Annotated in this window: 20 protein-coding genes; 10 read left to right on the top strand and 10 right to left on the bottom strand. The window is 40.9% G+C overall.

Annotated features, from left to right (window positions below; genetic code table 11):
• Nucleotides 1–164: 164 nt before the first annotated feature.
• The gene (locus tag RMX69_RS00100; protein ID WP_289794851.1) at nucleotides 165–1889 is read right to left on the bottom strand and encodes an ABC transporter ATP-binding protein; all 1725 of its coding nucleotides are present in this window, start codon (nucleotides 1887–1889) and stop codon (nucleotides 165–167) included.
• 447 nt (nucleotides 1890–2336) lie between these two features.
• On the opposite strand from RMX69_RS00100, the gene RMX69_RS00095 reads away from it, so the two are divergent.
• Both RMX69_RS00095 and RMX69_RS00090 read left to right on the top strand, forming a co-directional pair.
• Nucleotides 2337–2573, top strand: coding sequence for a type II toxin-antitoxin system Phd/YefM family antitoxin (locus RMX69_RS00095; protein ID WP_289794852.1), 237 nt, complete (start codon nucleotides 2337–2339; stop codon nucleotides 2571–2573).
• A complete protein-coding gene (locus RMX69_RS00090; RefSeq protein WP_322636061.1) occupies nucleotides 2570–2947 on the top strand; it encodes a type II toxin-antitoxin system VapC family toxin in 378 nt (125 codons plus the stop codon). The genes RMX69_RS00095 and RMX69_RS00090 overlap by 4 nt, the downstream gene beginning before the upstream one ends.
• Before the next feature lie 225 nt (nucleotides 2948–3172).
• On the opposite strand, the gene RMX69_RS00085 is transcribed toward RMX69_RS00090, so the two are convergent.
• Both RMX69_RS00085 and smc read right to left on the bottom strand, forming a co-directional pair.
• Complete coding sequence (locus tag RMX69_RS00085) at nucleotides 3173–4171, bottom strand: PRC-barrel domain-containing protein (protein WP_322636060.1); 999 nt, start codon at nucleotides 4169–4171, stop codon at nucleotides 3173–3175.
• A gap of 200 nt (nucleotides 4172–4371) precedes the next feature.
• Nucleotides 4372–8010: a chromosome segregation protein SMC gene (gene smc, locus RMX69_RS00080; RefSeq protein WP_322636059.1), complete on the bottom strand. Its 3639-nt coding sequence runs from the start codon at nucleotides 8008–8010 to the stop codon at nucleotides 4372–4374.
• Nucleotides 8011–8508: 498 nt separating this feature from the next.
• Here smc and RMX69_RS00075 point away from each other — a divergent pair, with 498 nt between their 5' ends.
• Nucleotides 8509–9330 carry a carbonic anhydrase gene (locus tag RMX69_RS00075; protein ID WP_322636058.1) on the top strand — a complete coding sequence of 274 codons (822 nt, stop codon included), beginning with the start codon at nucleotides 8509–8511 and terminating at the stop codon, nucleotides 9328–9330.
• Nucleotides 9331–9617: 287 nt separating this feature from the next.
• Here RMX69_RS00075 and RMX69_RS00070 read toward each other — a convergent pair whose 3' ends face one another.
• Nucleotides 9618–10076, bottom strand: coding sequence for a BON domain-containing protein (locus RMX69_RS00070; protein WP_322636057.1), 459 nt, complete (start codon nucleotides 10074–10076; stop codon nucleotides 9618–9620).
• Between the two features lie 467 nt (nucleotides 10077–10543).
• Between RMX69_RS00070 and RMX69_RS00065 the strand changes: the two genes are divergently transcribed.
• Both RMX69_RS00065 and RMX69_RS00060 read left to right on the top strand, forming a co-directional pair.
• The gene (locus tag RMX69_RS00065; RefSeq protein WP_289794858.1) at nucleotides 10544–11464 is read left to right on the top strand and encodes a ribonuclease D; all 921 of its coding nucleotides are present in this window, start codon (nucleotides 10544–10546) and stop codon (nucleotides 11462–11464) included.
• 209 nt (nucleotides 11465–11673) lie between these two features.
• Complete coding sequence (locus RMX69_RS00060; RefSeq protein WP_289794859.1) at nucleotides 11674–12516, top strand: tetratricopeptide repeat protein; 843 nt, start codon at nucleotides 11674–11676, stop codon at nucleotides 12514–12516.
• A 122-nt stretch (nucleotides 12517–12638) separates the two neighbouring features.
• Here the strand turns inward: RMX69_RS00060 and RMX69_RS00055 are convergent, their stop codons facing one another.
• Both RMX69_RS00055 and RMX69_RS00050 read right to left on the bottom strand, forming a co-directional pair.
• Nucleotides 12639–14294 carry a sodium:solute symporter family protein gene (locus RMX69_RS00055; protein WP_322636056.1) on the bottom strand — a complete coding sequence of 552 codons (1656 nt, stop codon included), beginning with the start codon at nucleotides 14292–14294 and terminating at the stop codon, nucleotides 12639–12641.
• A 9-nt stretch (nucleotides 14295–14303) separates the two neighbouring features.
• A complete protein-coding gene (locus tag RMX69_RS00050; RefSeq protein WP_289794861.1) occupies nucleotides 14304–14558 on the bottom strand; it encodes a DUF4212 domain-containing protein in 255 nt (84 codons plus the stop codon).
• 799 nt (nucleotides 14559–15357) lie between these two features.
• Between RMX69_RS00050 and RMX69_RS00045 the strand changes: the two genes are divergently transcribed.
• Nucleotides 15358–15981 (top strand): site-2 protease family protein, encoded by a 624-nt coding sequence (locus RMX69_RS00045; RefSeq protein ID WP_322636341.1) that lies wholly within the window; start codon nucleotides 15358–15360, stop codon nucleotides 15979–15981.
• A gap of 96 nt (nucleotides 15982–16077) precedes the next feature.
• Here the strand turns inward: RMX69_RS00045 and RMX69_RS00040 are convergent, their stop codons facing one another.
• The 4 genes from RMX69_RS00040 to RMX69_RS00025 form a co-directional block, all read right to left on the bottom strand.
• Complete coding sequence (locus RMX69_RS00040) at nucleotides 16078–17469, bottom strand: hypothetical protein (RefSeq protein WP_322636055.1); 1392 nt, start codon at nucleotides 17467–17469, stop codon at nucleotides 16078–16080.
• Nucleotides 17470–17896: 427 nt separating this feature from the next.
• Nucleotides 17897–19567 carry a phosphatidylglycerol lysyltransferase domain-containing protein gene (locus tag RMX69_RS00035; RefSeq protein WP_322636054.1) on the bottom strand — a complete coding sequence of 557 codons (1671 nt, stop codon included), beginning with the start codon at nucleotides 19565–19567 and terminating at the stop codon, nucleotides 17897–17899.
• Nucleotides 19568–19625: 58 nt separating this feature from the next.
• Nucleotides 19626–20534 carry an alpha/beta hydrolase gene (locus RMX69_RS00030; protein ID WP_322636053.1) on the bottom strand — a complete coding sequence of 303 codons (909 nt, stop codon included), beginning with the start codon at nucleotides 20532–20534 and terminating at the stop codon, nucleotides 19626–19628.
• 254 nt (nucleotides 20535–20788) lie between these two features.
• A complete protein-coding gene (locus RMX69_RS00025; protein WP_322636052.1) occupies nucleotides 20789–21778 on the bottom strand; it encodes an alpha/beta hydrolase in 990 nt (329 codons plus the stop codon).
• 147 nt (nucleotides 21779–21925) lie between these two features.
• Between RMX69_RS00025 and RMX69_RS00020 the strand changes: the two genes are divergently transcribed.
• The 4 genes from RMX69_RS00020 (at nucleotide 21926) to RMX69_RS00005 (ending at nucleotide 26031) form a co-directional block, all read left to right on the top strand.
• Entirely contained in the window at nucleotides 21926–22867 is a 942-nt protein-coding gene (locus RMX69_RS00020; protein ID WP_322636340.1) for a lysylphosphatidylglycerol synthase domain-containing protein, read from the top strand.
• 708 nt (nucleotides 22868–23575) lie between these two features.
• On the top strand, nucleotides 23576–23965 hold the full coding sequence (locus tag RMX69_RS00015) for an agenet domain-containing protein (protein WP_322636051.1): 390 nt from the start codon (nucleotides 23576–23578) through the stop codon (nucleotides 23963–23965).
• 160 nt (nucleotides 23966–24125) lie between these two features.
• The gene (locus RMX69_RS00010) at nucleotides 24126–24578 is read left to right on the top strand and encodes a hypothetical protein (RefSeq protein ID WP_322636050.1); all 453 of its coding nucleotides are present in this window, start codon (nucleotides 24126–24128) and stop codon (nucleotides 24576–24578) included.
• A 4-nt stretch (nucleotides 24579–24582) separates the two neighbouring features.
• Nucleotides 24583–26031 carry an NB-ARC domain-containing protein gene (locus RMX69_RS00005; RefSeq protein WP_322636049.1) on the top strand — a complete coding sequence of 483 codons (1449 nt, stop codon included), beginning with the start codon at nucleotides 24583–24585 and terminating at the stop codon, nucleotides 26029–26031.
• The last annotated feature ends 18 nt before the right edge of the window (nucleotides 26032–26049 follow it).

The raw sequence follows: 26049 nt of genomic DNA, 5'->3' as shown, positions 1-26049 counted from the left end.
AGAATTCAAGAGTCAGAATCCAAAATGAATTTTTTTAACGAACCGCATAGACGCAAAGGGGCTATTCTAAGAGTTTTCTGTTCACGCTAGCGTCTCCCCTTCTCCCAAAGGGAGAGGCTAACGCCAAGGGAGAAGGAGTACCCGCAAAGTTAGCTTCCCCACTCCTAACTAAACTGTTGGGCATAAAACCGCGCATAGCGACACTCTAGAGCTAATAATTCTTCATGGGTTCCCGATTCGACAATTTGCCCCTGTTCGAGAACTAAAATACGATCGCACCTTCTAACTGTCGATAAACGGTGAGCAATAATAAACACTGTCCGTTTTTCCATCAATCTTTCCAGCGCTTCCTGTACCAGTGCTTCTGACTCAGAATCTAAGGCTGATGTCGCTTCATCAAGAATCAATATTTGGGGATTGAGGAGAACAGCACGAGCGATCGCTATTCTTTGTCTTTGTCCCCCTGATAAGTTTACCCCACGTTCGCCTACCCAAGTCTTATAACCTTCTGGTAGTTGGCTAATAAACTGATGGGCGTTAGCAATTTTCGCTGCCTCTTTAACTGCTTTTATGTCAAAAATATATTGTCCAAAAGCGATATTTTGAGCAATCGTCCCCGAAAACATAATGGTTTCTTGAGGAACAATCCCAATTTGTCGCCGCAGACTATGCAGTTTCACATCCCGAATATCAACATCGTCAATGAAGATTTGACCAACTTCGGGGTCGTAAAAACGGGGTAAGAGATTCACAAATGTAGTTTTACCAGCACCAGAAGCACCCACAAGCGCGATCGCTTCACCTGGCGATACTAATAAACTGATATCTTTTAAGACAGGTTCACCTGGTTTATAGGCGAAGGAAATATGACGATATTCTACCTTGCCATTGACTGGAGCCAGAGCGATCGCATTTGTCTTTTCAATTACCGTCGGCTGAATTGCCATCAATTCAAAAACGCGGTCAACAGATGCTTCACCCTGTTTAAATTCGTTGTAGTTGTTAGTAGTGTGACCAATGGGATCGATTAATAGCGCCGCCGCCGCCAGATAACTGAAAAAATTCGCTACTGTTAAGTTACCTTGGGAAATTTGCCACGCTCCCACAATCAGTAACGCTAACGCACTTAAGGCTTCGAGAAATCCGATGATGGGAATCTGAATTGCTTTCAGGCGTTCGGTTGAGTATTTTGCTTTGAGACTGCGTTCTGCTTCATGTCCAAAGCGGGCGATTTCGTAATTTTCGGCAGCAAAAGCCTGTACCAAACGAATCCCGTTGAAAACTTCCGCGAGAATGGCTGATAAACCCGACACGCGATTTTGACTTTTTAAAGAATACTTGCGTAAACGTTCACCAAACCAGCCAACTAAAATACCCATCAGCGGCGCAATTATGATTGTTGCTAATGTCAGTTGCCAATTCAGATAAATCATGTAAATCGGAATTGCCAACAGCTGCAAAATACAGGGGATAAAGTCGTGAAATACTTTATTTACCACTTCGCCAACGCGGTCAACATCTTCTGTGAGGCGGTAAGATAAATCACCAGCTTTTGCTGTTTCAAAATAGCTGAGATTTAGCTTTTGCAGATGTGCGTAGACTTGCTGACGGAGATGAAAAGCAACTCTTAAAGCAGCTTTCGCCATGTACATATCTTGTATAGACTGAAACAAGCCTCTGACAAGAAATATTAAAGCACAGCTACCAGTTATTTGAGCGATCGCTACTACATTACCTTGGGCAAAGGGAGTTGCCAATTTCCCGGCGAGATTAATTAATACTAAAGTCGCCAGCACGTATCCCAAGATACCAATCAGTCCCCTGGCGATGGTTTGCCACTGGAGTCGGATATAAGGCAGCAGTTGCCAGTAATTAGAACGGGTTTTCAAGCTCGAAAGTCCACAGCGATATTTTACTTTGTTTGACGCTAGCAGTTTTTAGTGAGTTTCTGAACACTTAACTAATTAGTTACAAACTGTTTTAGCGTTGATCCTAGAGTTAATTAGTTCATAAGTACTAGTAGGCTGTCAAGAACTAATTGACGGATAAATTCCTTGTAGAGACGGCGATTTATCGCGTCTCTCTAACCTCCCAAAAGTTTTGAGAGGTTAGTGGTGTTCAGATCCCCGACTTCTTTAAGAAGTCGGGGATCTAGCAGCCCCTCAAAATTAATAGGACAGAGTACTAGATAGATCCATTTAATTGCGGTGTGACAGTTCTGGGTGTGGAATCCTGGATTTAATCTTGTTTTGAATATCGCACCGCCCTCATCACTAACGCCGTCACAAGTAAAATAGATGTGCGTCAAGTCCCCATCCCTAACCCCAGAACCCACCATGACACAAATCACCCTTTCCGATCTCCCCGAAATCATCCAAACCCTACTCAATCAAGCCCAAAAAACAGGCGAACCCCTCACTATTACCCAAAACGGTATCCCCTTCGCCATCATTTCCCCCATCAAGAAAAAATCCCTCCTGGAAACCCTTTCCACCCTTGAACCACTGGACGAAGACTTTGCCGATGTGGACGAAGGATTATTACCATTAGATGATATTGAGTTTTCAAAATGAGCTATTTATACTTGTTAGATACAAACATCATTTCCGAACTAATTAAAAACCCCAGAGGAGTGGTATTTTCAAAAATTCAAGATGTCGGAGAAGACAAAATTTGTACAAGTATTATAGTAGCTTGTGAATCAAAATTTGGAGCTAAAAATAAGAACTCCCAAAAGCTCATAGAAAAACTTGAAATAATTTTGGATAGTATTGAAATACTACCCCTAACTCATCCTGTAGAGCAATATTATGGAGAAATCCGCACTTATTTAGAACAACAAGGTAAACCGATTGGAGCTAACGACTTATTAATTGCTGCCCATTCTTTAACCCTTGATCTAACTCTCGTTACCGCCAATATGCGTGAATTTATCCCGTGTTCCTAATTTAAAAGTAGAAAACTGGCTCGAACCTAGCTAAAATCAGAAACATCTAAAAAATTAGCCCTCTCCTTGTTAAGTAAGGAAAAGGCTGAATTAATCTTAAAATACTTCCTAATTTTCCAATTGAATTACGAATTACGTTAGCGCAGTGGTAGCGAGTCCACGTACCCTTACAGGGAAGCAAGCTACGCGCAGCGTCTCGTAGAGAGCGTCATTACGAATTACGAATTAATATCCGCCTTCTTCTTCGTATTCTGGCTGTCTTTCCTTAACTTTCTTAGGAATATTCACAGGCTTCGGTGCATCTTCCCAAGCATCGCCGTCTACGTCGTCATAATCATCGTATTCGTCAACGTATGGCTTGCTATAGGGTTGGGCTTCATACTTTAGCGGCTGCGGTTGTTGATACCTGTCGTTGCCTGTTGCCTCGCTCCAGTTATCTTCTTCCTCGTCTTCTTCGTATTGAATAGATTCATACTGCCGCGCCTTCATTACCTGACGCTGTGGCCTTTCCTCTTCTACATAGTCTTCATTCCATTCTTCTTCCCGCGCTACGGGTTCGGGGGCGCGAACTTTTTGCCTGGGTGGCTGTAATGGCACTCCACTCGGTAGTTGATTACCTGGTGCAACTTGGCGCGGTGGAGCATAGCCACCGTATTCTTCTTCTATATCTCGCTCCCACGGTGCTTTGCCGATACCCAGGCGCTCTAGTAAACCAACTGTTAACTGGTTGACTCGTTCTTCGGCTCCCTCAAACACAATCAACCGATTGGGGCCAGTGCTGACAATTTCATCTACTGAGAACTCGTAAGTACTCAGAAATTGATCGGGAATTTGGGGCAATCCTAAAGAAGCAATGACTATAGATTCAAGCTTCCCGGTTTCGCCGTTGAACTTGAAGCCCCGAACTTTGCCTAAGACTTCACCTGTTTCTGTAATTACTTCCCAGTTAATCAAATTACTGAGAGATTCAACTTCGATATCTTCAATGACATCTTCGTTATCAACCAGGATGACATCACCAATCTGGCTGATGTTGTTGAGGTACATATAGCGCGGTATGCCCGAAATGGAGATCAGGCTGTCTCGCAAACCAAGAGCCACAACCTCTCTTTGATCGATATCAACCCAGACTTGACTGATAATGCCTAGCCGCTTGCCGTTGTCGCGGGTAATCACCTGGGTATTTAATATGTCGGAACGCCTAATTATCTGTTCGGAGGTCATTCTATACCGAGTCCTGATCTCGAATCCGGTTTAACGCGACGTGCAACTTCTTCTTGCAACCCCACTTCCATTCCTCTATCCCAGTGAACGAGAGGCTTTGATTTTTGCTCTCTTTCCCTGGTAGGCAAGGGGTTCGGGGTTAGGTTTGAGAGAAAGTCACACATTACGTGGTTTATCTATACACTATTATTAACAAAAACTCAAGCAGATGTATTGGATGATTGTAACTTAATCCCCAAAACTTGAGTGTAAGCTCCTCGTGCTTGAGTAACGCCAATTGTGCGTTCGGCTGATTCTATCATCGGACGACGCAAACTAACAACTATAAATTGCGCTTGTTGTGACTGTTGTTTAATCATTCTAGCTAATCGCTCTACGTTTGCTCCATCTAGGAACATATCTACTTCGTCAAAGGCGTAAAATGGCGATGGACGGTAGCGTTGCAGGGCAAAGATAAAGCTCAAGGCTGTGAGTGATTTTTCTCCCCCAGACATGGAAGCTAGGCGCTGTACGGGTTTGCCTTTGGGGTGCGCGACTAAATTCAATCCACTGCTAAAGGGATCTTCAGGATTTTCTAGTTGCAAGAAGCCGTCGCCGTCGGAAAGAATAGCAAAAATTGATTGAAAGTTTTCGTTGACAGCATCGAAAGCTTCTTTAAAGGCAAGTTGCCGCAATGTGGTAAAGTTTTCAATCCGTAAAAGTAGTTCGGTGCGTTCCCCTTCTAGTGTCTCTAATTTTTGCGTGAGTTCTTGGAGACGGTTTTGAGTGCGTTCGTATTCTTCCAACGCCAGCATATTTACAGGTTCCATTGCCTGTAAGCGTTTGGTAAGCGATCGCAATTCTTTCTGCAATTCTTCTAAATCTACCTGATCTGGAACTTCTGGCAAGGGATTTGGTAATTCTGCTCCCACATCCCGCAATTGAGTTTGCAGTGCAATTAGTTCCTCGCGCCGTTTCTCTTGGGTTTCTTGGAGTTTTTGGATTTCCCATTCCAATTGTTGTTGACGTAAAAGGTGCGATCGCACTTCTAGTTCTGTAGCGTCGCGTTTTTGTTTCTCTTCGCCCAAATTTTGCTCCATTTGACTCAACGATAAACGGGTTTGGCTGATTTGGTCGTCTATCGTTGTGATTTGTGTGGAGACGCGATGAATCACGTCTCTACAAGAGATTTGTTGGGTTTCGTATTCGGTGATTCGCGTTTCTGCTTCTTGGATTTTTTCTTGCAAACGTTGTTGCTGATTTTCTAAATTTTTTAATCTTTGTTCGGCTTCTCGTAATGCTGTCTCCCGTTGTTGCAATTGTTGCTCTTGGATTTTAATGGTTGCCTGGATTTGTTGCCATTCACTGGGGGTTTGGGATGCTTCTAACTCGGCTAAGGCGTGTCGCAATTGTTGCAATTCATTTTCTTGTCCAGGTAATTCCCGCTCTAAAATTTCTAATCGAGATTGAGCAGTGGCTAACTTTTCGCTGTTTTGGGCGAGTTGCGATCGCGTCCCCTCTAATTGCGCTGTTAAACTCTTAATGTCTTTCTGCAACTGCTCCAATTGCAACTGCTGTTCGCGCCGCGCCTGACGCGCTTCTGTGAGTTCTTGGGTGAGTTTTTTGCTTCTGGTTGACAAAGTAGCGATCGCTTCAGTACAACGCTCTAAAACCCGCTCAATATCCACTAGGCGAGTTTTTAAAGCGATCGCTTCATCAGATTCTCCCGCTTCAGCATTGCCAAAACGTAATGCTGAACGATTGCTGTTACTACCACCAGTCATTGCACCGCTAGTTTCTAAGAGTTCCCCGTCTAAGGTGACGATGCGATACAGTCCTAAATTTTTCCGCGCCGCCTCCAAGCTGGAAAATACGACAGTGTTGCCGAAAACATAGCTAAATACATCTTTGTAACGGCGATCGCAATCGACTAAGTTCACAGCATAATTAACGAAGCCGCTAGCGAAACGTAGCGTTGCATCTTGAGTAAATTTGGGAGCGTGAATTTTATTCAGCGGTAAAAAAGTCGCCCTCCCTGCACGTTTCTGTTTGAGAAGTTCAATACCCGCTGCGGCGATGCTGTCATCTTCCACCACAATATGTCCCAAGCGCCCCCCAGCAGCCATTTCCAAGGCTAGTTGATGGCGGGGTTCCACTTTTCCTAACTGCACAACTAAGCCACAAAGTCCAGGTATGCCCGATTGTAAAATGACTTTACTCGCTTGGGTTCCTTGGACTTCTTGCTGTGCTTGGGCTTGCGCCTCGATTTTATCCAACTGGCGTTGTTTTTCGCGTTGTTCAGACAGTAACCGTTTTTGAGTTTCCTGTTGAATTTGCAGTTCTTGTTCTGTGGCTGAGAGATTTTGAGCTAAATTTTGGATGGGTTCGCTAGAGGCGTTAAATTCCGTTTCAACTCCACTACACTGAGTTTGTTTTTCTGTTAACAAGGGTTCGTCGCGTTCAATTAACTGGGTTTGCTCTTGGATAAGCTGCTGTAACTGATTATTGCGTTCCCTGAGTTGTGCTTGTTCGGTGCGTTGCGGTTCTAGGGTGTGCAGTAAAGCTTCAATTTGACGGTTGAATGCTGTTTGTTGCTGCACCCACGCTTCCGAAGCCGAGGCGATTTCGGCGGCGGCTTCGCGGGAGGTTTCTAAGGCTTGGTGGGCTTCATTCCTTTGGTGTTGGGAAGACGCGATGAATCGTGTCTCTACAATGTGTGTTTCGGCAATTTCTTCTAGGGAATGACGATGTTTTTGAATCTCTTGCTGAGTCTGAGTTAGACGTTTGGCGGTTTCTTGGGAAGCTGTTTGTAATTCCGTTAGCTGACGCTGGAGTTGTTTACGTTCTGCTTCTTGGGTGGCGAGGGTAGATTGTACCGCCAAAAGTTCCTCTTCTCCCAATGCTTTGACGTGGGCATTGAGTTGTTCGAGTTCCGCAGTTTTTTGAACGATTTGGGAATTTAGGTTTTTGAGTTGGGTAGTGAGTTCGGTAAAATTGCGATCGCCTGTTTGAATTTCGTGAACTAACTTTTCTTGTTGTGTTTGCAAGGATCGCCATGATAAAACAGCTTCCCAGGATTGTTTAGCCAGAAATTCTGTGCGGAGTTTTTGATATTTCTCAGCTTTAGCACGATCTTGAGAAAGGCGATCGCGCTGTGCAGTTAATTCAGTCTCAATAATCCGACAGCTATCTTCCTTTTCCTTTACTTCATCTAAAGTTGATTTGGCTTGGACAATTTTGCGATCGAACGCCGCCACCCCAGCTAATTCATCAATAATTTCCCGTCGTTCCCGCCCATTCATCGAGATAATGCTGGTGACATCCCCTTGCAGCACGACGTTATAGCCTTCAGGATAAACCCGTAGGTTACTTAGTTCTTCATGCAACTGTGTCAGCGTGCAAGCTTCACCATTGATATAGTAATTCGAGGTGTAAGTCCCTTGGTGAGTGACTCGCAGCCTTCTAGTAACACTCCACTCACCCAATTTTGGATTTTGGATTTTGGATTTTGGTTCTTCCTCCGCCTCCCCTGCCTCCCCTTCCTCCTCTACTTCCTCCCTTTGCGCTTTTGTGTCTTTATGTGAGATTTCATCTGACAAATCAAACGTCACAGTGACACTAGCTTCAATAGAAGCGCGTCCTTTAGACGTTTGGGTGTTGTTTACCAAATCTGGTAGGCGATCGGCTCGCATTCCCTTAGAACTGGAGAGTCCCAGGCAAAATAGCAGCGCATCTAAAATATTCGATTTACCCGAACCATTTGGCCCAGATATGACAGTACACCCCGGTAGCAAAGGGACAGAAGTAGTGCCACCGAAGGATTTGAAGTTCGTAAGTTCCACGCGCTTGATGTGCACCATAGGCGCTGGTTCCCTGGGCTAATGAAGAACAAGTGTATCAACTAATTAAGAATTCGCAAGAGGGTAAGGGGAAGAATTGGAAATTATAGTAGACGCGTTGCAGTGAGTCTGCAAGCTTCACCCAAAAGGCTTACCGCAGGCGATCGCTCAGTGTACGGCAAAAATTTTGATGTCGCAAACTGGCCATCAAAATTTTCTCAGAGCAGATAATATCATGTCCGCCTAATTACTCGTAATTCAAAAATTTATCTCAAGATATAACTAATTTGAAATAGGCTCAAGGCATTCTCATACCGTAATGTGACCTGCTAAGGAACAGAGGGGAGTAAGGAAAAAAAATAACTCAACCAAATGGTAGAGGATATTAAAAGCACCAAATGAATTTATAATATAGTAATCTTGACAATTGAAAAAACCTAGAAAGAAAGTTCTTTTTACTACCTCAATTTGCTGTCTGTGATTTGGTTCTTAACCCCAAAATATTTGTAGAACTTAGTAATGAAAAAATTAGTTAAAGGTTTGCGCGAATTTAAATCTAGCTATTTTTCGACACATCAAAAATTGTTTGAGCAACTTTCACATGGTCAAAAGCCCAGAGTATTATTTATTACCTGTTCTGATTCGCGTCTCGATCCAAATCTAATTACACAAGCCCAAGTTGGTGAATTGTTTGTCATTCGCAATGCAGGTAACATTATTCCACCGTATGGGGCAAGTAATGGCGGTGAAGGCGCGACAATTGAATATGCTGTTCAAGCTTTAGATATTCGCCAAATTATTATTTGTGGTCACTCTCATTGCGGTGCCATGAAAGGATTAATGAAGTTACATAATCTCAGCGATGAAATGCCGCTCGTACATGATTGGCTTAAATATGCAGAGGCAACTCGAAGGCTAGTTATAGACCATTACAGTCACTACGATGAAGAAGAATTGCTAGAAATTATGATTGCCGAAAATGTTCTTACTCAAATTGAGAATTTGCGGACATATCCAGTGATTCACTCTAAGCTTTATCAGGGGGAACTCAGCATTTATGCTTGGATTTATCACATTGAAACAGGAGAAGTTTTCGCATACGATCCCCAGAAACACGCTTATGTTTTGCCCCAAACTCAGCTTGCAGATTCGGAAATCGATGAGTCATTCAGGGGTCAGGTTCTAAATACCAATGTAGTAGTGCGTTCCCCTCAAAACCCGCAGGATGATGTTCAACCTTATGAGAAACAGTCTGTTTCTCCATTTGAGTGGTTTCCAATGAGACGACTTTCTCCAGAGCAGATGGAGCGAATTTATCGAGGTTCAAATAATGGAAGTTGAAAGATGAAAATATAGAATTTCAAACATCTCTTAGAGGATTGGGGTGGGGTTTTTGTACCTTACAGCTATTTTCAGGTAAATAAACCACGCGGTAGGGACACAGCAATGCTCATTGGTGTCAACTTAACGTGAAAGCCTTTTCAAATCTCGTTTCCAGCCTCTGGGCTGGAAATACAATTCAAAAGCGGCTCTGGCGCCAGCAAGGGAAGCAGAGCCTCTAGGATGGCATTCCCAGTCGGAGACTGGGAACGAGACAAAGATATTAACTCAAAGCTTCAGTTATTCTTTTATGGCTTTTTAACAGTATCAACTTTTGCTTCTACCTTCACTATCTTTACACCTTGAACTTCTTTAGCCAAGATTTCAGCTTTCTTGAGTTCTTCAACAGAAGCGGCTGTACCTTTGAGGATAATTTCACCCTCTTTGTTTTCAACTTGTAACTTGTTGCCTGGTAAGCCTTTATTCAACTTTGCGCTAACTTCAGTTTTTAAATCGCTCTTAGCTTTTGTTGCTGCCGTTTTTTCAGCATCGGTTTTAACTTTCGTACCTGTATTAGCTGCTAAAGGAGTAGCTTGTGTTTCTGGAACTTTGGCAGTTTGATTTGTCTCTGAAGCTGGTTTTGCTGGTGCTTGAGCAGCTTCATTAGTTGTACTAGGAGTTTCTGAACCAGTTTTAGGAGCCTCTTGGCAGCCAAAAGTACCAACTACCAAAATGCTACTAACTACTAATAGAATTAGCTTTTTCATTATCTATCTCCGAATTGAGTACTTGAAGCAGTTAATTGAGGTGTGTGTGATGGTGAGGGGCAAATTTAAAAAAACAATTAAAAGTGAAGTAGCAAAAGTGCTTAAGCAATAGCTCAGGTTGCTGAAAATTGAAATTTGGACGATTTCTTGAAGCTAAGATTTTGCGCCTAGTTTTGAGAAATGCCAATTCAATTTTTCTGACGGCTGCTAACCAGGATGCTTTTACACCCAGTCTGTGGCTCTCTATGACTTTAAGGTAGATGCTGAGTAGCTGTTTTGATGGTAGACTACGCCACTCCACAGTAGTGACTCGATGTTATCAGATTTGAGTCAATTTGGCGATGTCTATAACGAATTCCAAACTTCAGCCTTTTTGCAATCCTGTATAAGCATTCTTACCAACAAAATGTTACTTTATAAAACTATGGCTTACTTACAATGCCTTAAATATTAGGAAATATTAGCCAATGCCCTACCTTACTTCAGCTAGCGAAATTCGTGCCATTGTTGCTGAATATACAAATGCTAAAACACTGTGGATAGATACAGAAGTCGCTGACTATAAAAGTCGTAATCCCCGATTATCGCTGATTCAGGTATTAGATAATCCTCAAGATATGAGCGGCGATCGCGTCTATCTTTTAGATGTCTTAGATCAGTCTAATATTATAGCTGAATTTATTGATAAAATTATGATAAATTCTGCCATTGAAAAAGTTTTTCACAACGCGAGTTACGATCTAAAATTTCTCGGTAGCAAGAAAGCCAAAAATATTACTTGCACTTTGGAAATAGCCAAAAAAATTCCCTACTATCTTTTACCATTACCCAACTACCAACTCAAGACAATAGCGACAGCACTTTGTAGCTTTAATAATATCGATAAACAAGAACAAACAAGCGATTGGGGAAAACGCCCTTTGACTGAAGAACAGATAGAGTATGCTTACCTAGACTGCATTTATCTTGCTCAAATTCACCTAAACTTGTTAGGCTTACAAGCCCAAGCCAACCCCGAACCTGCAACGGAAGACTTAATATCACTAAGTACTAGATACTCGGAACTTGAACAGCAATGGAAGTCGTTGAATTCAGAATTTGAGCATTTGCAAGAACGTATGAAAAAAGCTATGCAAGCTCAGAATGTATCTGAAACTTCTAATTATAAGCTGACTAGTTATGAACGGACTACAATCAAAGCTGCATTTACAGAATTAGCCAGACTAGCACAAACTCAAGATATCAATTTAGATTTTCCAATCACACTAACTCAGAAGCTCCAAAAGGATTTAGGGGAAAATCTGGAACAACTATCTGTAGATATTGACAAAACCACCTCTTGGCGACTAACTTCCAAAACTCAAGAGAGTGAAACAGAGGATGAGTAAATTGTTCATGTTGCTACAAATTTCAGAATTGGTAGAGTTATTGTGAAGAATAAGTATTGAAATTTAATAAATATTTCCTCCTTTATTCTCTGATAAATCTATAAAATTTAAAGGCCTATCAGAAGTTAGAATAGTTAGTGAGTTAAAAAATTAAAATCTAGATTTTGGTACTAATTCCGTTCTGGTGTTATGGCAGTTGATATTAACTTATGAGACGGCGTTTATTTGGGCAAAAGCGAACCAGGGTAAATACTTTATTTACCATAGCTATTTTTACTACATTGACTGCAATTAGCAGTGTTTCTTGTAGTAAGAATGACAATGTATTGGTGACAGAAATAGGAGTTAGTCAACCTAGCCGTCGTTCAGCTACAACATCCAGAGGTGGGGAATTTTATCTTCAGGGAAAGAATCAGCATTTAAACGGCGACTTGCAAGCTGCGATCGCTTCTTACGGTAAGGCAATTAGTCAAAATTCTCAATATGGCGCTGCCTACAACGCGCGGGGACTAGCCTACTTTGATTTGGGAGACAAGGAAAAAGCGATCGCAGATTACAATCAAGCACTCCGCATCAACCCTAACGACGCCGAAGCCCACAATAACTTAGGAAATGCCCGCGCCTCACTGGGAAACAACAGAGAAGCAGTTAAAGATTACAGTGAAGCAATTCGCCTGAATCCCAACTATGCCGAAGCTTATAATAACCGAGGAAATGCCCGCGCCAGCAATGGAGACAAAAAAGGGGCAATAGACGATCTCGATCAAGCGATTCTCCTTAACCCCAAATATGCGATCGCCTATAATAACCGAGGAAATGCCCGTGCTGCCAATGGAGATTTCAAGGGTGCGATCGCAGATTACAATCAAGCCATTCGCCTAAATCCTAACTTTGCTCCTGCCTACAATAACCGAGGAAATGCCCGCGCCAGCAATGGAGACAAACAGGGGGCGCTCAAGGACTTACAACAAGCAGCAAACATTTTTCAAAGTCAAGGTAACAACGATTTATACCAACAAGTGATGAATAACATCAAAGAACTTGGGCAGTAGTGGGATTGAGGAGCAGGGGAGCAGGGGAGACAAGGGGGAATTATTGAACAAGTCTCTCCCTTGTCTACGTTGTCTCTTGTCCATGCCCAATGCCCCATGCCCCATGTCCCATGCCCAATGCTCTATTCTTCAATCAATGGGGTGCGCAGGTTTTCTACCATCGCTTGAATTTCTGCTGGAGGAGGTGGTGTTAGGCGCGAAACTACTAGGGTGACAGCAAAGTTGATTAGCATCCCCAAAGTACCAATTCCTTCTGGAGAAACCCCAAAAAACCAAGGTTGCATACCGCCAAACTTGACGCCGACAATGTAGATAATCGTAAAAATTAAACCCGTCAACATACCGGCGATCGCACCTTCTGAATTGGTGCGCTTGTCGAAAATTCCCAAGAAAATCACCGGAAAGAAACTAGCGGCGGCTAAACCAAAGGCAAAAGCCACCACCTGACTCACAAATCCTGGCGGATTCACCCCAAAATAGCCGGCGAGAACGAGGGAAAAACCTACCATGATCCGCCCGACAAACACCCGTTTTTGTTCTGAGGCTGATGAATCTATGATCCGGTAGTAGATATCGTGGGCGATGGAACTGGAAATTACCAGCAATAAACCTGATGCTGTAGACAAAGCAGCAGCCAAACCGCCAGCCGCTACCAAGCCAATCACCCACGCAGGCAGTTTAGCTACCTCTGGGGTGGAAAGCACGATGATATCTGGGTCGATCTTTATTTCATTAGTCTCCTTATTTGGAGTTAACTGGAAACGCCCATCCTTATTTATGTCATCAAAAGCCAACAGTTTAGTTTTTTCCCACTTGGTCGCCCAGTCTAGCTGCTGCACTTCTGCAACCGTATGATTGTGCAGGGAATCGATCAGGTTGTAGCGGGCAAACATCGACAAGGCTGGAGCGGTTGTATAAAGAATGGCAATAAATAGCAATGCCCAACCAGCAGAAAAGCGAGCTGCACGCACGCTTGGTACTGTGTAAAACCGAACTATGATATGGGGTAAGCCAGCCGTGCCTACCATCAAAGCAATGGTAGTGAACAGCACATCTAGCATCGACTTGTTCACAAATGGCTCAGTATACTGCTTAAACCCCAGGTCAACCTGAATTTGATTGAGTTTTTCTCCAATATTACTGAAGGTAAATGCTAGTTGGGGAATAGGATTACCAGTGAGAAACCAGGCGATCGCGATCGCTGGAATCAGGTAAGCAAAAATCAACACACAGTATTGTGCTACTTGTGTCCAGGTAATGCCTTTCATCCCCCCTAACACAGAGAAAAAGCCCACGATCACCATACCGATGATCACACCTGTATTGATATCTACTTGGAGGAAGCGGCTAAAAACAATCCCCACACCCCGCATTTGTCCAGCAACATAGGTGAGAGAGACGAAAATAGCTGCAACTACTGCCACCAAACGGGCGATATTAGAGTAGTAGCGATCGCCTACGAAATCTGGCACTGTATACTTACCAAATTTCCGTAAGTAGGGAGCTAGCAATAATGCCAGTAGTACATAGCCTCCCGTCCACCCCATTAAATAAATAGAACCGTCGTAACCCAAAAAAGAAATTAGCCCCGCCATTGAAATAAATGAGGCTGCGGACATCCAGTCGGCGGCGGTGGCTGCACCATTAGCAATTGAGGGTATTCCTTGACCTGCTATAAAGAAGTCTTTACTATTTTCGACTCGTGATTGCCAACCAATATAAATGTAGACGACAAAGGAAAGTCCAACTAATACAATAGTCCAAATTTCAACTGACACGCTTTTTCCTCACTTCTTGATATTGTATTTGGCGTCTAGCTTGTCCATTTGAAAGGCATAAATAAAAATCAAAGCCACAAATACTAGGATTGATCCTTGTTGCGCCATCCAAAAGCCAAAGGGTACGCCAAAAAACCGTATTGCATTCAAAGGTTGAACCAACAAAATACTGAAAACTAGGGAAACCAATGCCCAGACAATTAAAAGATTACGAATTAAAGCAGTATTAGCACGCCAATAAGAACGGCGCTGATCTTCATCCATTGTTGTTCATTATGATTGCGTTAGTGCATCAAAATAATACCAAGAAGCCGTTAATATCCTGTCTAATGACTGTATTAATTTTTAAATTATTTAGTAAATAATATTTATTGCAATGGTATTAAATATCACTAAGCAATAAATGACTAAGAATTACTCTCTGGTCAGTTATGAACAAAGATTGGTTAATGAAGCTGAAATATTTAATAAGTGATTAATAATACGATAGCTTTATATACTAGAAATTTAATATGCATTACGTGTTTTTAACTATGATATAAATGCCATTAAATGCTAAAAAAGACTATTTAAATTCATAAAAGCAATTTATGAGCATAAAAATGATTAAATCTTCTTTACCAAATATACGAATAATTACTATAGGCTTTTACGTAGTTATTTTAATAACATTTATATAACGGGTTTATTACTACACTAGTGAAATATAGTAATTTATGATACAAGCGCTGTCTTAGCCAGCTTTCCGATATATTGCAGTCGGTATAGATGAGAACTTATATCATCGTGGCAAGAAAAACTGATTTTAAGCAGATACCTTGCTTTGTGATGTTTACTAAAGGTTACGCCTATGCTGATTTCAACTACCTGATTCCCTTCATTTTCAACAACCAGTGTCTCCAGAGATTTTTTAACCAGTCTTGGAAGCCGTATAAAAGTAACTTACCTAATTTATTTACGACCTCGATTTTCAAAGCTTGTAGTTTTGAAATTGGGTAACTTTTTCATGCGTGTCTTCCAAAAGCGCGGATTTCAGCTTCAAACATACCATGAGCCAGAATATATGTTTATTGAAACACTCATCACAGAGCCGATTCATTTTTTTAGAATCGTTGCCATTGTCATATTTTCCATCACTTTGCATGAACTTGCTCACGGCTGGGCTGCGATGAGTCAGGGAGATAACACTCCACAGCAGACTGGTCATCTGACGCTGAATCCTGTAGTTCACATGGGCAAAGAATCAATTATCTTTCTCTGTCTTATGGGTATAGCTTGGGGACAAATGCCTGTCAACCCATCTAAGTTTCGCTCTGGTAAGCTAGGCAATATTTTGGTATCGGCAGCTGGGCCATTATCAAATCTGGCTTTAGGTGTTCTATTTATTATGGTGCTGAAATTTCTTTCTAATCCAAGTCTTTCAGAATTTTTAAGTGAAGATTTTTTTTACTTAGCAGCTCGGATTAATTTGACATTATTTTTGTTTAATCTTTTGCCAATTCCACCACTTGATGGATTTCATGTTTTTAGTGAAATTTTTCCTAAGCTAAAGCCACTGCAATATACCCAATTTGGACTTTTTGCAATGATGCTTATATTCATAATTCCAGAATTTGGGATAGGACTGGCTAGCTTTGCTGATTTAGTTATACAGTCATTGCTTGGAGAAGAGTCAGCAGCTTTTTAAGCAAAAATAGATTATTTATATAGTAATCCTATTTTATTTGTGATAATTATAAGCCATAGATCCCCGAATTCTCAAAGAAGTCGGGGATTTTTTGCATCACAAATGATTTAGGTTAGCCATATTTTTGCTGTAATATTCAGTCTTGGTATAAATGGTGATAATACTATCACCAACTGCAAAAAAACTACCTTCTTGCTCATCTTTAGAAAATTGCAAATTTGGGTATTTAGCAACAGCTTCATCAGCAGTCATGGCTTTGGCTTCCATTTGATATGGCAATAGTCCAGTAGAACCAATATAAAATACCAAGGGAGATATTTTATATTGGTAGATATTTTCTGCATATTGTTCTAACTTTTTATTTGCCACTGTTAAAGCTGCAACCATTTCTTCTTTATTTATCTGCTTACCAGTATGTTTATCCTGCAATAACTGCGCTAAACTATCAGCACCAACTTTCTGAAGAATACCTCCAACAATACCATTTTGCTCAATCCCAAGAAAATCATCAAAAATTGGTTTCATCAATTCGTCAACTTTTGTAATCTTGGTGCGTGATGAAAGTAACCTATGCCTAACAGCAATATTCTCATGAAATGCCATCTCAAAACTTGGTTTTATGATAATTTCTCCAGTTTCTTGGTCATAAAAACGATACATTCTATTGAGAAACTTGTTAGCAGAAGGTAACTTACTTAGGTTCAGTATATCTTGACTGCCAATATCGATTTTATAACTCAACTTTGATTCAAGAGTACCATTAGCTAAAGCTTCGCTGATGTCAGTATATTCATTGGTTGTCGGAAAGTTGATGTAAGTATTCTTAGACAGATAGTGCTTTTTAAACTCATCTAACTGTGCCTCTATAAATACATCTGATTCCTTTCTCAAGTGAGCGCAAATAATACTAATTAGTATTTTAATTTCTGCTAGTTCATTGAATAGTCCATCAATACTGTTGTAACGACTATTAGCAGCTACAAGTGGCAAGTTATCTAACTGAATTGTATATTCTGCCCGAAAGTCAAATTCTTCTGCGTCCAGTATGCCTTTTTGTTTGAGTAAGTCAAAGGCTTTCTTACTGCTAATTTTGACTTGTAATGACTTTACATTGATTTTGCCGTCACTTACAATCGTGTAATTATTAAAGGTGTTGAGGTCATTTATTAACAAGCCTGCTATTTCAATAGTAGGAGTTTGGTCTTCAAATTTGGCAAGTTTAACTCTACGTTTGACAAGCATATTGATAGTAGCAGTGTTGCGGCTAAACTTAAACTCGCCCATGTCAACGTACTCAGCATTATCTATATATTCTGTTGTTAACCAAGGTTGCAACAGTTCTCCATTTTCGTTTCTAACACCTCTAATACGCTTAACACCTGTTCTTTGATAATGTTCTTGTAAGTGCTTGATATTGACGATAATATTGTTACGGTATTGTGCAAAAATTTGGATTAACTCTACTAGACAAATTTGATTTTTTGCCATATTGCCACCTTCCAGATAAAGGTCAAGAATCTTTTCAAACTACTGTGACTGAAGTCTATTACTTTGACCAAAGAATTTGTTACAAATGTGTAAATTTGAAGGGTAAAGTAGACAAGAATTTTATTACGAAACTTTGTACACAGTTTTGTAAATTCGTGGATAATTGAGGGTTTAAGTTTAAACGCTTATGCGTTTCATCTTCCTGTAGGGTAGGAACGCAAAGTTTGGCTACGAACTTAGGCAAAGTTATATTTTGCGTTGTATACTTATCCGATATTTATAACTTATAGTACAATTGTATCATATAAATGCCCAGTTGTGTAGGCATAGCCCACTGTAGGCATCGATTGATATATCTGTTCCTAACCGCCTGAAATATCCAATTCAGGGGAACAGCAAGGAACCAGCACATTATTTTTTCGCACATTTAGGCTCCGGGTTTGAAATAATCAAAAAGGCGATCGCCTGAATCTGCACGAATCAATGCTACAACTACATCTGGTAAGGCAGCTAAACTGGGGTAAACCAAGTAACGCGGTTCCCAACGGGGACGGAACTTGTCTTTGTAGGCGTGCAATCCCTTGAAGTTGTAGAAGCGATTCAAATGCTCGTAAAGATAGTGCAATACTTTCTCCAAGCGGCGCGATTCGGGGTTATCTCCAACTCCCGCTAGCGCAGAAAGACCGAAATTAAAGCTGTCGTAGCCATTCTCTTTAAAATGCTGGAGCAGGGAAATAAATAGAAAGTCCATTGTGCCATTTTCAATGGAAGCACGATGTCGCATCATGTCAATAGTCGCTTCGTTAAGTTGGTACTCTCGAATAATGTTGGCAAAGGCGCTAATCTCACCTTCAGGATTATGCACCACAGCAATCTCGCACTCTCGCAGGTAAGCTTCGTCAAACCAACCCAAAGAAAATTGTTTTTCTGAACCTTGTACCATTTTCAACCATTCATCACTCACAGGTTTGAGTCGGTGCAATAAATCATTGGCGATGGGTGGTTGGTAAAAGTCGATTTGGTATCCTAACTTAGTTAAACGACTGATTGATGGTCTAAAGTTTTTACCGGCTTTACCTTGTAAGGTAAAACTTTTTAAGTCAACGATCGCTTCCTCTCCAATCTTGAGTACCTTAAACCCCAATGACTTGTAAAGCTCTACATCATCGGGCATAGTTTGGTAAAAGCCAGGATACCAGTCATTACGCTGACAAAACTGCCAGAAAGCAATAATTGTCTCTTTGCGGTCTTCAATGGGGCCAATGGGATCTCCTAATGCGATCGCGCCCCGTCCTTTGGGAACATAAGCAATTACACTATTACCCGAAGGACTGAAATAATAACTTTTATCATTTAAGAGTGTGAGCGCTGCTAAAGAAGAACATCCATATTGCTCGACAATTTCTTTAACTCTGCGTTGCTCATTTATAGTTGTTAGATTGCGCCAAAACACAGGTTGCAAGAGCATTACTATTGCATAAGTAATAGTACCTGCGGCAATAATATAGATAGAATTAGCAAAAAATTCTCCAAATCGGCTCTTTGGTTGCAGTCCCCAATTATCTTCGGTGAAGAACATCGCCAAAGTCTGAACTATCGCTTCGCGCCAGTTAAAATTTTCTGAAAATTTGCCGTCTAACAAGTAAAATCCAATCGTTCCGTATGCCAGGGTAAATAATAAAGCGCCTATCAGCACTCTGACTCCCCGTGCAATGGAAGGACGGTCTGATTGCGCCGTGAAAGAATGGCGCATCAAGATTAATTGCACTAGTAAAACTCCAGAGAGTAGACTTTCTTCATAGTCCAGTCCCTTCAGCAAGTGGCTGCAAATGGAAATTACTAGTAAAGCAATGGTCAGTAACCAGGCTATTCTTTTCCGGCGTAATAAATTAGTAGCAAGTGTTAATAAAATAAATCCAGTCAATGCTGCAAATATATGACCACTGGCACGAATTTCAAATGGTAAAAATTCCTTTAACCAGTGAGTCCGCCCATAGAGGTTAGGTGTCACTGCTGATAATAAATTTACTACTCCGACTAAACCTGTTAGGAAAACTGCACTCCAAAGTCCAATCCGAGTTTTTAAATTCTTAGTCATTTTTCGTTAGTAGTTAGGAGTGAGGAGTTAGGAGTTAGGAGTTTTTAATTTTTAACTCTTAACTCCTAACTCCTAACTTTTTAAACTGTTCCCCTACATAGGAGAGTGAATCTTTAAGATGTTTGTGAAAGTAGTTCCAACCTACATTAGCACCAGACAAACCATGACCTCCAGGAAATGCATAAAATACGTGAGCAATGCCTAATTTATTTAAGGTTTCGTTGAAGGCTTTGGTAGAAGCTAGCAAATTAGTATCGTTCACACCCGCATCTAGGTAAACATGCAATCGCTTTCTGTCTGTAACTGGTAGCTGTTGCACAATTTGTTGAGGACTATTTTGTGAACCGCTGTCATCAGTAAAGTAACCGCTATGGCTAAACAAAATCTGAAAGTTGTTGAGATAGCGTAATCCGATATTAAATGCACCCCATCCTCCAGAAGATAAACCTCCTAGCGCCCAAAATTGGGGTTCTTCCAAAGTGCGGTAGCGCGACTTGACAATTTGTACTAATTCTGAACCAATCAAAGTTCCCACTTTGCCATTCGGGCCATCAAAGTAATCGGGGTCGTATAAAGGACTAGAACCGCGATTATCATTACCATCAGGTGTAATCACAATCGATGGCGGTAATTTTCCACTTTGATAAAGTTCATGCAATACGTCTAAGAGTGCATATTTATTAGCATAAGCACGAGCATCATCATGACCACCGTGTAGTAAGAATATCACAGGGTAGCGCTTTTGTGGATTGTTATTATAACTAGGGGGCAAAATCACGCCGTAGTTACGAACTGCACCCATCGCTTGGGAGTTGAAGGTTGCTAATTGAAACTTTAGCCCAGTATTTGCCGCTTTTTTAGGTGGGTCTAGTTGTGGCGCACCTAAGATGAATACATAATAATAACCTGCGCCAGTGAAGAGTGCGATCGCTCCTACTAAGCCAATTAAAAATTTATAAATCTTCATATTATTTATATTTTTTTAAATAAAAAATCACCTCCATTAGAATTTACTATAATGAATCTTTTGAAAAATGGCAGTATAGTTTTTCACCTTGGATTTTAAGTATCAATTGCTCGGAAAAATAGTATTATTTCTACTAATAGTCTATCAAGTTTAAATTCATGTGTAAACAAGTTCGTAGTAAAGACTTTAGTTCTTGATTTTATAAGCAATAAAGTGCTTACTACAAACTTTTTATTACTAGACTTAGATATGTACTATGGATTGTCAATTATTTTGAGCATTTTTTTATGATTAATACTTAAATTTTTATCAGCCATATTTGCTGTTTCAGAAGCTCGAAATTGTTCGCCGACAAATGTCAATGAATTTGCTAAATGTTTCCGCCAGTATTGCCAAGTGTGACTGCCAGGAAACTCACGAAATGAATTATAAATTTTCAGTTGATTTAATACTTTGCTAAATCGCTCTGCTTCTCTGATTTCATCAATGTCTGATGTACCAGAATCCAGATAAATTTTCAACCTTTTTTGAGCTTGTATAGGAATGGTTTTGATATAAAATATTGGGCTATTCGCTGGGCCACTTTTATCATTAAAATAACCACTATGACTAAATAAAATCGAGAAACGATCTAGGTTGTGTAATCCCACATTGATTGCTCCCCAACCACCAGAAGATAAACCACCTATCGCCCAAAAATTTGGATTATTTATTGTACGATAACGGCTTTGCACAACTTTTACTAACTCATCGCCTACCGCTGTAGACACTTTACCGTTAGGGCCATCGATATATTCGGGATCTCGGTAGGGACTAGAGCCACGTTTGTCGTTGCCATCTGGTGTAATGATGATGCTGGGTGGCAACTTACCTGTAGTATAAAGCTGTTCTACAGTCTTGAGAGCTTGTCCCTTATTCTGAACAAACCAATCACTGGGATTACCATGTCCACCGTGGAGGAGAAAGATTACAGGATACCTTTGTTTTGGGTTTTGCTCATAGCCAGGAGGTAAAGAAACGCCATAAGTGCGACTTGCACCCATTGCTTGACTATCGTAGGTTTCAATTTTGTAGGTTAGGAGAGTTGCTGAGTTGTTAGTATTGCGCTGAGTTGTAAGCACGGAAGGCGTTGTTTGTAAATCCTGCTGTTGTGGTGATTTTGCGACGACACCTTGGGAAAAATTACAGCCAACTAGGGTTAATACTGAAAATAGCAAGAGAATTTTAGATTGTTTGTAGTTCATTTTTGAAAGGCATTGAGCATGGGGTAGTTAGTTGTTGCTTGCCTTCAAAAGCTTATGCAAACGGTATGTCAACCCTGTGTCAACAAGATGGAAACTTTACGACTGGTTGTAAATTAAAAGTCAAGAGTTAGGATGAGTTTCTTAATGATGCTTAAAAAGCTGCGACTCAATTTCAGTTCTTTGTTTGGCTTTTTGCTGCTGCTGCTTTCCCTGTGGGCGATCGCTAACGAATTACGTGAGTATAATTATCGTGATATCCTCAACTCTCTAGCTGCTATTCCCAAAAGTCGCGTAAGTTGGGCAATTTGGCTGACAGCTTTGGGCTATGTAGTGATGATTGGGTACGATATCTTAGGTTTTAACTACATTAATCGTTCTTTAAGCTGGAATAAGATAGCTTTCACTAACTTTATTAGCTCTGCATTTAGTAATACCATCGGTTTTGCCTTACTGACTGGTAGTGCTATCCGTTATCGATTTTATGCTAGTTGGGGAGTGTCAGCAGTTGCGATCGCTCAAGTAATTGCTTTCGCCAATTTCACCTTTTGGTTAGGGATGTTTGCTGTTGCAGGTTTCTTATTTATCATCAACCCCCTGAAGATTCCCACTCAATTACATTTACCTTTTGCTACTGTACGTCCCATCGGCGTAATTTTTCTGCTATTAGTTGCCGCTTATTTACTAGGAAGTATTTTTATTAGACAACCATTAATAATTCGTGGACATGAATTTAGATTTCCTTCTTTTACAATATCTCTGGCTCAAATAGCAATTTCTAGTTTTGACTGGATTCTTGCGGCAGCAGTTCTTTATGCTTTACTTCCTAGCAATATATCTTTGTCATATCTAGACTTTTTGGGCATTTATTTACTAGCGATGTTTGCAGGTGTGGTTAGTAATGTTCCCGGTGGTTTGGGAGTATTTGAAACTATAATTTTGCTGATTCTCTCCTCAAAAGTTTCGGCGGCGGCAGTTTTGGGTTCAATGTTAGCTTATCGGGGAGTCTACTATTTCTTACCTTTGCTAGTAGCAGCAGGTTTGCTTGGACTTTATGAAATTAGATTTAGAGCCAGAAACTTACAAAAATGAATCAACTATAGCAGGAGGCAGGTGGTCACTGAGCGTAGCCATACCCCTCCCAGCGTCTCCGACACGAGAAGTGAGGCAGGAGGTAAAAGTATTACTATTTCTAGCTTTCATGCTTTCAAAATGTCCTAACCTGTGTGACTACGGCTATATAAAGTCTAGTTTCAGTATGAACACTAATAGATCCCTGACTTCTTGAAGAAGTTAGGGATCTAAGAACTTAAAGTAAGGGACTTCCAAATAAAAAAATATCCTAACTTTTCTTGTGGGATAGGAATCTTGCCCGTCCCCAATATTAGGACGGGCAAGATTCCTATCCCACAAAATGGATAATTTAGTTCTTGGAAATCCCTAAGAGGATGTTTGAAAAGTTTTCTTCTCGGTAACAAAATGTTCTAGATCCCCCTAAATCCCCCTTAAAAAGGGGGACTTTTATTCCGATTCCCCCCTTTTTAAGGGGGGTTAGGGGGGATCAGTTAGTGCCTAAAATCACAGCCAACCACTTTTCAAACAGCCTCTAAGTAAAGTCAATAACTACTGCTAATTTAAAACGCGATATCTTCACAAATAGCCGTGAAAATTCCTAATTTTTGCTGAGGCGATCGCTAAACAAATCCCACAAAAATAGTAACAGTTAGTTGCAAATTTTGAAGTAGATTTCCAGAAATCATTATCAAAATTTGGTTTTACTGTTTGAGGATAGAAATAATCATGAAAAACAAAGTATTGTTTGGCGCTATATTCATGGCAACTTGGGTAGGAACATTAATTCCCAGTGCTTTTGCTGCTTCACCCTGTTCTGTAGGACAAAAGGCTGAGGTTCTTTGGAAGGAAAAATGGTATTCAGCAACGGTACTTAAGGTTAATGATGAGAAATGCTATATTACCTACGATGGTTATGATAGTTCCTGGAATGAATGGGTTGGCACTGCACGCTTTCGGGCATCATTTCAAGCTGGAGATGCAGTGAGAATTTTGTGGAAGGGTAAATGGTATCCAGGGCAGGTTTTAGAAGTTAGTAACGATCTTTATAAAATTACTTATGATGGCTACGATAGCTCTTGGGATGAGTGGGTTGAACCTGCAAGAGTAAGCAGATAGAGAATATTTCACTTTTATAAGTTTCAAGGGACGATTTCATCTGTTGGAGTCGTCCCTTTAATTTGTTTTATAGTTTATTCTGTTATTTGCTCTTCGTTAGGTGTTTGGAGGCTGTTAAACTGAGAACCATAAGTAAAACCTCGTATACTTTGGCAAAGTTATGGAGCCAGTATCACTGACAGCAGCTGCGATCGCAACTTTGGTAATCATCAAAGCCTTTGAAAAAACTGGGGAAATCATCGGCGAAAAGGCTTGGAGCGAAGGCGAAAAGTTGTTAGTTCTGTTGAAACGCAAGGAACCTAGCACGGCAAAGGTTATTGAACAGGCTAAAACACAACCTTTAGATTATGGTCAAGCTTATCTTATTGGGCAACAGGTAGAGGAAGCGGCGAAAAAAGATCCTGAAATTGCTCAAGCTGTCGAAGCTGTAGCCAATGAGGCACAAACGCAGATTAATCAAATAGTTATAAAAGGAATTCTGGTAAAAGGCAAGGCTAAAGTCGGCAATATAAATTTGTCAGCCACAAGAGACGGTTCAGTGAATCAAGAAGCGGTGGTTGATTCTGAATTTGGTGGCGATCTTGAGCTTGGTAATGTGGACATGAAAGCCTAAAATCATGAGCAAAAATCACAGCCCAGAAGAAATTTTACAGAGCATTCTCCGAAATGTTCAAGTAGGCGGCAATCTGACTACAGGCGATATTACCCAAATCCTGAATTTACTGGTTATTATTCAACAGCCAGACGTTTTCAAACCAAAGGAAATTCCTCAAAATATTCCTCGTGGTAGCATAGTCAAGTTTGTCGGACGTGCTGAGACTTTAGTGAGTCTGCACGAAAGGCTACAACACAGTTCTCAAGTGGTGATTGCTGCTATTGAGGGTATGGGAGGAGTCGGAAAAACAGAGTTAGCAACTCAGTATGCACTGATTCACCTGCTACTCAACACTTACCCTGGTGGTATCTGTTGGTTACGCGCTAGAGATGAAGATATTGGGCTTCAGATATTGCAGTTTGCCATAGCTAAGTTAGGACTAAAACCACCAGAAGATTGGGATTTACCACAGCAAGTTGATTTTTGTTGGTCACGCTGGCACGCTGGTGATGTGTTGGTAGTGCTGGATGATGTCAACGATTATGCCAAGGTTGAAGACTATTTACCACCACAATCCCCCAGATTTAAAGTACTAATTACCACCAGGTTACAGTTAGATTTTCCTCAGTCATTCACTCTAGATGTTTTAAGTGAGTCCGCAGCACTAGAACTTTTACAAGAGTGGGTAGGAAGAGAAAAAGTCGCACAGGAATTAGAAGATGCCAAAGAGATTTGTCAACGTTTAGGTTATTTGCCTTTGGCGTTGAACTTGGTGGGGAGGTATGTGAAAAAGCGGAAAATCTCTTTAGCAGAAATGTTGCGGCGATTAGAAGAAAAAAAGTTAGCTCATGAGTCGTTAGCAAGGGATGAAAAAGACCGCACTTGGACGCTGAATGTCAAACGGGGTGTTGCTGCTGCTTTTGAGTTAAGTTGGGAAGAATTAAGTAATGATGCCAAGGAGTTAGGTGTTTTACTGAGTTTATTTGCTTTAGCTCCGATTCCCTGGAGTCTGGTAGAAAGTGTCGAAGCTAGGAAAAATATTGAACAATTGGAAGGTAGTAGAGTTGAGTTAGAAGATTTGCATCTGCTTCAAGGTGAGGACAGCTACCAACTACATCAACTGATTCGGGAATTTTTTCAACTCAAGCAAGCTGAGTTCAATCAAGTGGAAGAATTAAAACGATCGCTTTGCCGGGTAATAGCAGCTGTTGCCAAAGAAATTCCTGAAGCCCCAACGCTTCAGCAAATCACCTATGTCACCCCTGCCATACCTCATCTAGCAGAAGTAGCAAACAATCTCATCCAATACATCAGCGATAAAGATTTAATTGGGGCATTCACCGGTAACGCTCGATTTTATGATGGTCAGGGATTGTATGACAAAGCAGCACCCTGGTATGAGCAGTGTCTAGAAGTTACCAAAAAACGTCTGGGAGAAGAGTGCGATTCGTTGATTAGCAAATCACGGTAATCAGTCCGTAAATAACTA

The organism is Nostoc sp. EspVER01 (assembly GCF_034530635.1).
Taxonomy (GTDB): domain Bacteria; phylum Cyanobacteriota; class Cyanobacteriia; order Cyanobacteriales; family Nostocaceae; genus Nostoc.
This window is presented reverse-complemented; position numbering and strand designations above follow the sequence as displayed.